The organism is Sandarakinorhabdus sp., from assembly GCF_040398645.1.
Taxonomy (GTDB): domain Bacteria; phylum Pseudomonadota; class Alphaproteobacteria; order Sphingomonadales; family Sphingomonadaceae; genus Sandarakinorhabdus.
In genome coordinates this window covers 1-8,745 of record NZ_JBBATR010000038.1, presented here as the reverse complement: position 1 = coordinate 8,745, position 8,745 = coordinate 1, and the positions used below count along the sequence as shown (strand labels likewise).

The 8,745-nt window shown below is 65.0% G+C and carries 10 protein-coding genes; 8 read left to right on the top strand and 2 right to left on the bottom strand.

The features are described 5' to 3' along the window. The first annotated feature begins 207 nt into the window (after positions 1–207). The 8 genes from ABWP50_RS09470 (at position 208) to ABWP50_RS09435 (ending at position 6,686) form a co-directional block, all read left to right on the top strand. Positions 208–657, top strand: coding sequence for a cupin domain-containing protein (locus ABWP50_RS09470; RefSeq protein WP_353217750.1), 450 nt, complete (start codon positions 208–210; stop codon positions 655–657). 131 nt (positions 658–788) lie between these two features. After that, positions 789–1,256 carry a YHS domain-containing (seleno)protein gene (locus tag ABWP50_RS09465; RefSeq protein WP_353217749.1) on the top strand — a complete coding sequence of 156 codons (468 nt, stop codon included), beginning with the start codon at positions 789–791 and terminating at the stop codon, positions 1,254–1,256. Positions 1,257–1,288: 32 nt separating this feature from the next. Next, positions 1,289–1,762, top strand: coding sequence for a hypothetical protein (locus ABWP50_RS09460; RefSeq protein ID WP_353217748.1), 474 nt, complete (start codon positions 1,289–1,291; stop codon positions 1,760–1,762). 23 nt (positions 1,763–1,785) lie between these two features. Beyond that, positions 1,786–2,373 carry a DedA family protein gene (locus tag ABWP50_RS09455; RefSeq protein WP_353217747.1) on the top strand — a complete coding sequence of 196 codons (588 nt, stop codon included), beginning with the start codon at positions 1,786–1,788 and terminating at the stop codon, positions 2,371–2,373. A gap of 5 nt (positions 2,374–2,378) precedes the next feature. Further along, positions 2,379–3,650, top strand: coding sequence for a tetratricopeptide repeat protein (locus tag ABWP50_RS09450; RefSeq protein WP_353217746.1), 1,272 nt, complete (start codon positions 2,379–2,381; stop codon positions 3,648–3,650). Beyond that, entirely contained in the window at positions 3,638–4,462 is an 825-nt protein-coding gene (locus ABWP50_RS09445; protein ID WP_353217745.1) for an alpha/beta fold hydrolase, read from the top strand. The genes ABWP50_RS09450 and ABWP50_RS09445 overlap by 13 nt, the downstream gene beginning before the upstream one ends. A 143-nt stretch (positions 4,463–4,605) precedes the next feature. Continuing rightward, positions 4,606–5,565: a hypothetical protein gene (locus tag ABWP50_RS09440; RefSeq protein ID WP_353217744.1), complete on the top strand. Its 960-nt coding sequence runs from the start codon at positions 4,606–4,608 to the stop codon at positions 5,563–5,565. A 26-nt stretch (positions 5,566–5,591) separates the two neighbouring features. Further along, positions 5,592–6,686 (top strand): serine hydrolase domain-containing protein, encoded by a 1,095-nt coding sequence (locus ABWP50_RS09435; protein WP_353217743.1) that lies wholly within the window; start codon positions 5,592–5,594, stop codon positions 6,684–6,686. Between the two features lie 208 nt (positions 6,687–6,894). Here the strand turns inward: ABWP50_RS09435 and ABWP50_RS09430 are convergent, their stop codons facing one another. Both ABWP50_RS09430 and ABWP50_RS09425 read right to left on the bottom strand, forming a co-directional pair. After that, on the bottom strand, positions 6,895–8,436 hold the full coding sequence (locus ABWP50_RS09430) for a S10 family peptidase (protein ID WP_353217742.1): 1,542 nt from the start codon (positions 8,434–8,436) through the stop codon (positions 6,895–6,897). Positions 8,437–8,494: 58 nt separating this feature from the next. After that, entirely contained in the window at positions 8,495–8,725 is a 231-nt protein-coding gene (locus tag ABWP50_RS09425; protein ID WP_502951024.1) for a DUF8817 family protein, read from the bottom strand. Positions 8,726–8,745: the final 20 nt, after the last annotated feature.

Here is an 8,745-nt window from a genome sequence, read left to right as displayed (position 1 = left end):
GCGTTGGTGGTTGGCATGGCGAATTGACTCCAAAAGCGATGCCGGCGGTTTCGGCGCTTATTGATGCGGGGTGAAATGCCGTTTGGGTATCGCTTCCATGCCGATATCCAATTGGGCGCGCTCCCGGTCCGGGCCTAATCAACCCCGGCGTCAGGGCATTGGTTCGCCAGATCCTGGCCGTTCACCACCAACCAAAGGATCGATAGCATGACATTCCCGACCTTCCGCCAGACGGCACTTGTGCTGCTTGCTGCAACTGCCTTTGCTTCGCCAGTGCTCGCCGGCCAATGCCCCGCCGGCCAATCGGCCGTCAACGCGCTCGCCGGCGCACCGACCAGCCCCAAGGACGTCACCGACACCCTCATCGGCTCCGTCGATCTCGCCAAGGAAATCATGGTGGCCGATCGCCATCTGCGCACGCGGCGTCTTGTGGTGCAGCCGGGCGGCATCGTCCCCATGCACAGCCATGTCGATCGCCCGGCCCTGATCTACACTGTCAGCGGCACGATCATGGAATATCGCAGCGATTGCGCCGTGCCGGTCACCCACAAGGGCGGCGAGATCTCGCGTGAGGCCGATGGCATTTCGCACTATTGGATCAACAAGGGCAAAGTGCCCGTCGTGCTGCTTTCGTCGGATGTCCATCACGGCAAGTGAGCTGCATGCACCCAACGCCGGCATGATCGGCATTTCATGCCGCCACCGCCCGAAGAATGGGCGCGGATAGAATTCGGCGTCCTCGCACCGCGGGGACGCCGGCTTCGGCACAGTCCAAAAAAGGATATCCCATGAACATCAAGACTGTCTTTGTGGCCGCCGGCATTGCCATTGCTGCGGTTGCGATTGTGGTTCCGGGCGCAGCCGCTGCCAAGCCGGCGCAAGTCTATACCGGCACCTTCAGCAACCTCGCGCTGTCGGGTTATGATCCGGTTGCCTACTTCACCCAGGGCAAGCCGGTGAAGGGACTGCCGCAGTTCACCACCAGCTACAATGGCGCCGATTGGCAGTTCGCCAGCGCCGCCGATCTCGCGGCGTTCAAGGCCAATCCAGCCAAATATGCCCCGCAATATGGCGGCCATTGTGCATGGGCAGTCAGCCAGAATTACACCGCGTCGGCTGATCCGCAGGTCTGGAAGATCGTGGAAGGCAAGCTTTACGTCAACTACAACGCCGAAGTCGGCGAAAAATGGTCAAAGAACATTCCTGCTCTGATCAAGAGCGCGAATGTCAATTGGTCAAAGATGAACTCAAAATAATAACTTGTTGGTTTGATCGAGGAGAGACTGTGATGAAGATGATCCGGAAATATCAGTTTGTGTTCGTGATATTTATCGCGTTCGTGTTCATTCAGTCTCTGTTCTTCAAATTTACCAACTCGCCCGAAACACAGTATATTTTCGGAACGCTCGACCTGTGGGCAGCCGGCCTTGGCTTTGGCGGGGTTTTCGCCGCCGATGGCATTTTCTCGCAATATGTCATCGGTACGTTCGAGCTGGTCGCGAGCATGGCGCTGCTCGCCAGTCTCGTTCCGGCAATGCGCGGCTTGCGCCCCTGGGCGGCACTGCTCGCGCTCGGCGTCATTTCCGGCGCAATCTTCTTCCACCTGTTCACCCCGCTCGGAATCTCGGTCGTCAACACCGATGGCACCCGCGACGGCGGCGAGCTGTTCGCGCTGGCTTGCGGTGTCTGGGTGTCGGCAGCGGTTCTGATCGCCGTCAACCGCGACCGGCTGCCGTTCATCGGCCGCAGCGCCGCTGCCTGAAGCCGGGGCCGGGAGCGCGAAAAATGGACAATTTCCTTGCTGAATTGCTGGCATCCCGGATGCTTGGCCCGGCTGCTCTTTTTCTCGCCCTCGTGGCTGCAACCTTCATCCTTGAAGATGTCGCGACCGTTGCCGCCGGGCTGCTCGCCGGCCAGATGGTGATTGACTCGATGACCGCCGTCACCGCGGTTGTCGCGGGCACGGTCATCGGCGATCTTGCGCTTTACGCCGCTGGGCGCTGGCTCGGCACGACCCGCCTTGCTGCTCGCCTGCGCGCCCGCAGTTCCGGCGGGGTCGAGGCCCAACTGCGCCGCCGCGGCCTGATTGCGGTTGCCGCGGCGCGCTTCATTCCCGGCAGCCGCCTGCCGGTGTTTTTCGGCAGCGGCGTTATCGCGCTCCCCTTCATCGCGCTTGCCAGCACGATCGTCATCACGACCTTGATCTGGACCCCGGCGTTGTTCTTTGCGAGCAGCCAGGCCGGAGGGTCGGTATTCGCGGTGCTGACGCCCGCAACGATTGCGCTGGCGGCCGGCCTGCTGTCACTCGTGTTTTTTGCGCCGCGGCTGTTGAACAAGTTGCGCAGCGCACCAGCTATTGCCTCCAAAGCGTAACAACGATGCTACAACGCGCCAACCATTTGTTCCTGACCACCGATGACGCCGATACCGTAGCGGCGGTCGATGCGGTCGATGCCGCGCTGCTGCGCTATGGCAAGGATGTCGGCGATTATTTGCACAGCCCCGGCCCGACGAGCGACTGCGCCTATGCGCTGGCGACGGCAGCTGCGATCCACTTGTTTGCCCTGACCGCGCCGGGACGTGCGCTGGCAATGCCGCTGGTCGCCGCCGCTGAACGGTTGGCCACTGCCGCGACCGCGCATGAACAGGCCTATGTCAGCGGGATTGCGGCATGGTCGCGGGGCGATATTGGCAAAGCAATCGCCGCCCATGTCGAAATCGCCCGGCGCTGGCCGCGTGACCTGTTGTCAGCCAAGATATTGCAGTTCCATCAGCTCAACACCGGTGACTTTGCTGGCATGCTGACCGCGCTCGACGGCATTGTCCGCGCTCAGCCGGATATTGGTTTTGTCCATGGCATGCGGGCCTTTGCGCTCGAACAGGCCGGCGATCTGCGCGCCGCCGAAAGCGCAGGGCGCAAGGCGATGGCGATGGGTCATGACCCCTGGGCGCATCACGCTGTCGCCCATGTCCTCGATACCGAAGGCCGCGCCCGCGAAGGCCGCGCCTGGGCCGACCGCTTTGGCGAAAGCTGGGCCGGCTGCTCGTCGTTCCTGTATACCCACAATTGGTGGCACGCGGCGCTGTTCGAATTGCAGCTTGGCGACCATGATGCCGCGCTCGATTTGTTCGACACGCGCATCTGGGGCGTTCGCCCGGGCAGTGTGCAGGATCAGGTCAATGCCGTCTCGCTGCTTGCCCGGCTCGAGGTCGCGGGCGTGTGCACCGGCGATCGTTGGGCCGCGATGGCGCCGCACCTCGAACAACGGATCGCCGACCGCGCCAACCCCTTTGTCGATCTGCACCTTGCCTACGGCCTGGCGCGCGCCGGTGCCGACGGTGCGGTCACGCTGCTGCTGGGCGGGCTGGCGGAGCAGGCGCGCAGCGACCGGCGTATCGACATCGCTGCCGCCCGCGCCGCAACCGGGATGGTGGCGCACGCGCGGCGCCACTATGCCACCGCTGCCGAACACTTAGATTCAGCCCTTGTCGACTCCATCGGCTTTGGTGGCAGCCATACGCAGCGCCGCCTGCTGGATATCCTCGCCGCCGATGCCCGCGCCCGGGCCAGCGACTGGGGCCATGTCGTCGCGGGCCCTTGGCCAAAGCGTGCGCCACAGCCGGCCGATCGGCTGTCATGCGCAAGCTAAGCCTTGCCGCGGCGGTTTTGCTCGCCGGTTGCGGCGGCCCAAAAGCGCCATCCGCAGCCGATCTGGCGCGCGACGGCGTTGACCGGTCCCGCTACACGGCGCCCGGCGGGCTGCGCGTCAGCATCTTGTCGCAAGGGGCCGCCGATGGCCGCCGCGTTATCTTCGTCCATGGCACGCCGGGCAGCGCAACAGCCTGGGAAAGCTATCTGCGATCGCCGCTACCGGGCACCGAGGCGGTGGCGACCGATCGCCCCGGCTTTGGCGAAACGCTGCCACCCGACGCCATGGTTGCATTAAAGGCGCAGGCGGCAGCAATCGCGCCCCTGCTCGTCGAGCGCGGTGGCCAATGGCCGGTGCTGGTTGGCCATTCGCTCGGCGGGCCGATCGCTGCGCAGGTTGCCCTGGACAATCCGGGCCGGGTCGGCGGGCTGCTGATCCTGGCAGGGTCGTTCGATCCTGCCTTGGAAAAAATCCACCCGATGCAGCCCGTCGGCGAATGGTGGCCGGTCCGCGCGCTGCTGCCATCAGATCTCCGCAACGCCAACCGCGAGCTGCTCGGCCTCAAGCCCGAACTGGCGGCGCTGGCCCCGCGCCTTGCCGGGCTGCGTTGCCGCATCAGCATCATCCACGGCACCAAGGACGATCTGGTGCCCTACGCCAACGTCGCGTTTCTGCGCGCGCATCTGTCGGGCGCGGCGGCGGTCGATGTCACGAGGCTCAAGGGCCAGAACCACTTCATCGTCTGGAACGAGGAACCGCGCGTCCGCGCCGCGCTCGCCGCGTTGCTGGCAAAACCCTCGCCGGCGTGCTGACCATGGCCTGGCCCACTCCGCATCGCGGCATGCCGCCGCTGGCACCAGCGCCGGCGCTGTCGTTCTTCGAATTCTGGCCGGGTTGGCTGTTCTATCTGCCGGTCTGGCTGTGGGCACTGTGGCTGTCGCTGCGCTATGGCGGCGTGCGCCTGCCGCTGGTCGCCAACCCGCTGTTCCCGGCGGGCGGGCTGTTCGGCGAGGTCAAGTCCGACATTCTCGACCAGATGCGAAGCAGCGCGGAAACGTGGGTCGCGGCCTATGTGAAAATCGATCGCGGCAACGTTTCGTGCCAGTCCGTCGCCGATCTGGCGCTGGCACAGGCGCGCGCTGCGGGGCTGGATTTTCCGCTCGTCGCCAAGCCCGAACTCGGCTGCCGCGGTGCCGGCGTCCGCCCGGTCCGCGACCTCGCAGAGCTGACCACCTATATTGCCGGCTTTCCGCAAGGCGAAGCGTTTCTGCTGCAAGCGTTGATCGATGTGGAAGGCGAGGCGGGGGTCTTTTATGTCCGTGAGCCCGGACAGCCGCGCGGCGAGATCATTTCGTTGACCCTCAAATATTTCCCGCATGTGATCGGCGACGGTCGCCGCTGCCTTGAACAGTTGATCCGCGACGATCCGCGCGCCGGCCAGCTCAGCCACCTCTATCTCGGCCGCCATGCCGCGCGCCTGTCCGACGTGCTTGCGCCCGGCGAACCATTTCGCCTCGCCTTTGCCGGCAGCCACAGCCGCGGCGCCATCTTTCGCGACGGCACCGACCTTGTCACCGAGGCGATGCGGGCGCGCTTCGACGCCATTGCACAAAGTGTTCCGGAATTCTGGTTCGGGCGCTTCGATGTGCGCTTCGCAGACTTTGCCGAGCTGCAGGCGGGTCGCGGCTTCACCATCGTCGAATGCAATGGCGCAGGCTCCGAATCGACCCACATCTGGGACAGCCGGACGAAGCTGCGGGCCGCCTATGCCGCGCTGTTCCGGCAATATGCGCTGCTGTGGCGGATCGGTGCCGCCAATCGCGCCCGCGGTTTCAGACCCGAAGGCTGGCGCGTTTTCCTGGCGCGGCGGCGCCGCGAGCTCGACGCCACTCCGGCTTACCCGGCAACGGCGTGACGATGGTGCCGGTTGCACCGCCGGGAATGACCGCCGCCAACTGGCGGTCGCACCCGCATGCGCCCTGGGCGTTCCGCAATATCGCCAGCTTCCTGCCAGTTGCACGGATTGCCGGCACTGGCGTCGACCTGCCCATCGGGCCGCCGCTGCCGCCGCTGCCGCCGATTGCCGTCACGGGCAACGACGGCGCGCTGCTCGACCTGCCCGCGCTGCTGCGCGCGACCCACGCCGATGGCTTTCTAGTGTTGGATCGCGGCCGGATCGTCTTTGAAAGCTATGCGGAAGGCATGACGGCGACAACGCCCCACCTAAGTTTTTCGGTCACCAAGGCGCTGACGGGATTGCTCGCCGAGATCCTGATCGCGCAAGGGCTGGTCGATCCGGCGACCCGCACCGGCAACGCTGTACCCGAACTCGGCCGATCGGCCTTTGCCGGGGCGACGCTGCGCGGGCTGCTCGACATGGTCGATGGCGTTGGCTTCGACGAGACGTATGCCGATCCCGATGCCCAGATCCATCGCTATTCGAAGCATTTCTGGGGCGATGGCGGCGGCGGCGTGCTTGCCGCGTTGCAGGCGCTGCCGGTGACGCCGCCCGTGCCGGGTTTCGCCTATCGCACGCCCGCTACCGATGTCGCCGGGCTGGTGATCGAGCGAATGACCGGCACAACGCTCGATGCCCTGCTGGCGGCGCATATCTGGGGGCCGGCCGGCGCTGCGGATGCCGTCTGGGTACGCGATACCGGCGGCCGCGTCATCGCGTCGGCAGGGCTCGCCTGCACGCTGCGCGATCTGGCTCGGGTCGGCGCGTGGCTGCTCAACAACGACAGTGCATCTTTGGCGAGGGCGCGCGCCGCCATCGCGGCCGGCGGCGACCGGAGGCTGTTCGCGGCAGCCGGCAACGAGACCCGCCCGGGATTCAGCTATCGCAGCGGCTGGTGGATCGACCACCCGGCGCAGGCATGGAACGCGCTGGGGGTCTTTGGCCAGCGGCTTCACCTGGTGCCGGGCGAGGATATCGTCATCGCGCGTTTCGGATCGCACCCGGCCGCGAGCAACGCACCCACCGATCTCTTCCATGCGCGCCTGTTCGCCGCAATCCGCGCCGCACTGCGCCGATGATTACCGCGCACGAAATGCGCCACGAAAACCCAGAAGGGAACATAATTGCAACCACTCAGACCGATATCGCTGGCGTTCGAATGTACCGGGATCATTGCCGGTCTTCGATTGGAGGCGCGGTCACGGGCATTTCGAGCTGCTTTCGCGACCGAGGCGGCCGCGTTTCTTCCCGCCGCTCCGCATCACTTGCACGGTTGGGAAAGCGCCCTCATTTCAGCGCCTCGTCATACCAAGCCGCAACATCGTCCTTCATCTTGGCCAGTTCTGATTCGGCCAGATAGATCATGTGGCCGGACTGGTAGTAGGTGAAGCGGATATTCTTGTTCAGATCGGCCGGAAGCAGCATGTGGGCGGCATCATATTCCGCACCGTAAAACGGCGTGGCCATATCGTAATAGCCGTTGAGAAACAGGATTTTCAGTTTGGGGTTGGCGCGCATCGTGAAGGCCAGATCGACGGCGGTGTTCGGCGTTGTTTGCGTGCCGCCGCGCGGCGGGCGGTGTGACCAATCCCAGCTGAAACCCGGTTCGCGGGCGGACAGGCGGTAGGGCAGATCGGTTTTCACGCCCAGCGTCTTGATGGCATAATCATTGAACGCGCTGATATAGGCGCCGGTGATGCCGGCACCCGCCGGATCATCATCCGGGCTGTCAGCGTTGCCATCGGTGGGCAGCAGCGTGTAGCGCGTGTCCAGCCGGCCGATCGACAGGCCGCGGCTGCGCAGCAATTCGGTCTGGAAATGCGGCAGGTCCACGCGCAGATTGGCGCGCTTGATGAAATCGATGGGCAGGCCGGTGTAGGCGTTCATTTGGGCAGCAATTGCATCGGCTTCAGCGGCGGTGATGCTGCTGCCCTTGGCCAGCGCGGCGGCATAGGCCCCACTCACCCAGGCGCGCACTTCGGCGACAAACGCATCGAGGCTGGCCGGCTTGGGGCCGGGCAAGGTGCCGTGATACCAGGCGGTGGCAGCATAGCCGGGGAACAGCGTCAGGTGGTTCTGGTCATAGCCCGGCTGGCGCACGCCATAATTCATGATCGTCGAAAGCAGGGCGATGCCATTGAGCGACATGCCGCGCGATTCGAGGATCGCCGCCACCGCGCCAGACCGCAGCGTGCCGTATGATTCGCCAAACAGGAATTTCGGCGCAGTCCAGCGGTTGTTGCGGGCGACATAGCGGGCGATGGCGCGGGCAAAGGCATCGGCATCCTGATCGACACCGTTGAAATCCTTGGCCAGCTTGTCGCCAAGCGGGCGTGACCAGCCGGCACCCATCGCATCGATGAACACGATGTCGGTCTTGTCGATCAGGCTCCACGGGTTGCTGGTCACGGCATATTGATCGGGCGAAACATAGGCCGGCTTGTCGGTTTTCACCCGCACCGGCCCGAAACTGCCCATGTGCAGCCATACGGTCGGCGAACCTGGCCCGCCGTTGTAGAAAAACGTCACCGGGCGGCCTGCACCTTCGGCGGTATAGGCCTGATAGGACAGGCTGCCGGTGGGCCGGGCGGCATCGTCACGGATGGTCAGCGTGCCGGCGGTGGCGGTGTAGGCAATCGCCTTGCCCTTCACGGTGACGCTGCCTTTGGACACGAACGCCTGCTCCGTTACCGGCGGCCGCGCGGCGGCTGCATCGGCTTCGGCCACCATTGCCTCGCGCGGGGTCTGGCGTTTTTCCTGTGCGGCGGCGGCGTTTGGCACAAAACAGGCAGCGGCCAGAGCGGTGCCGGCGAGCATCAGTGTTTTCATCGTCAGTTCCCCCCAAAAATCCCGCCAGATGGTGGCACGGCAGCAGCAGCCGCGCAAATCAGGCATCGGCCTCGCCCAGCCCGCGCAGCAAGCTGCCATCCAGATCGACAAGCGCGAACATCAGCAAGCCATCCACGATTGGCCGGATCGGTTCCAGCCGCGGAATGCCGGCGGCGGGCAGGCCGCTGCGCGCAAAATCCTGATACAGGGCCGCAAGAGCATCGACGCGGATGCAGGCGGAAAAGCTGCTGCTGGCCGGATCAAGGCCCGGATACAGGAAAAATTCCAATTCCAACGGGCCGCGTGCCA

What these genes read in the sequence shown, in the direction of transcription:
- ABWP50_RS09470 (WP_353217750.1), top strand. Translation starts at nt 208, where the DNA reads ATGACATTCCCGACCTTCCGCCAGACGGCACTTGTGCTGCTTGCTGCA.
- ABWP50_RS09465 (WP_353217749.1), top strand. Translation starts at nt 789, where the DNA reads ATGAACATCAAGACTGTCTTTGTGGCCGCCGGCATTGCCATTGCTGCG.
- ABWP50_RS09460 (WP_353217748.1), top strand. Translation starts at nt 1,289, where the DNA reads ATGAAGATGATCCGGAAATATCAGTTTGTGTTCGTGATATTTATCGCG.
- ABWP50_RS09455 (WP_353217747.1), top strand. Translation starts at nt 1,786, where the DNA reads ATGGACAATTTCCTTGCTGAATTGCTGGCATCCCGGATGCTTGGCCCG.
- ABWP50_RS09450 (WP_353217746.1), top strand. Translation starts at nt 2,379, where the DNA reads ATGCTACAACGCGCCAACCATTTGTTCCTGACCACCGATGACGCCGAT.
- ABWP50_RS09445 (WP_353217745.1), top strand. Translation starts at nt 3,638, where the DNA reads ATGCGCAAGCTAAGCCTTGCCGCGGCGGTTTTGCTCGCCGGTTGCGGC.
- ABWP50_RS09435 (WP_353217743.1), top strand. Translation starts at nt 5,592, where the DNA reads ATGACCGCCGCCAACTGGCGGTCGCACCCGCATGCGCCCTGGGCGTTC.
- ABWP50_RS09430 (WP_353217742.1), bottom strand. Translation starts at nt 8,436, where the DNA reads ATGAAAACACTGATGCTCGCCGGCACCGCTCTGGCCGCTGCCTGTTTT.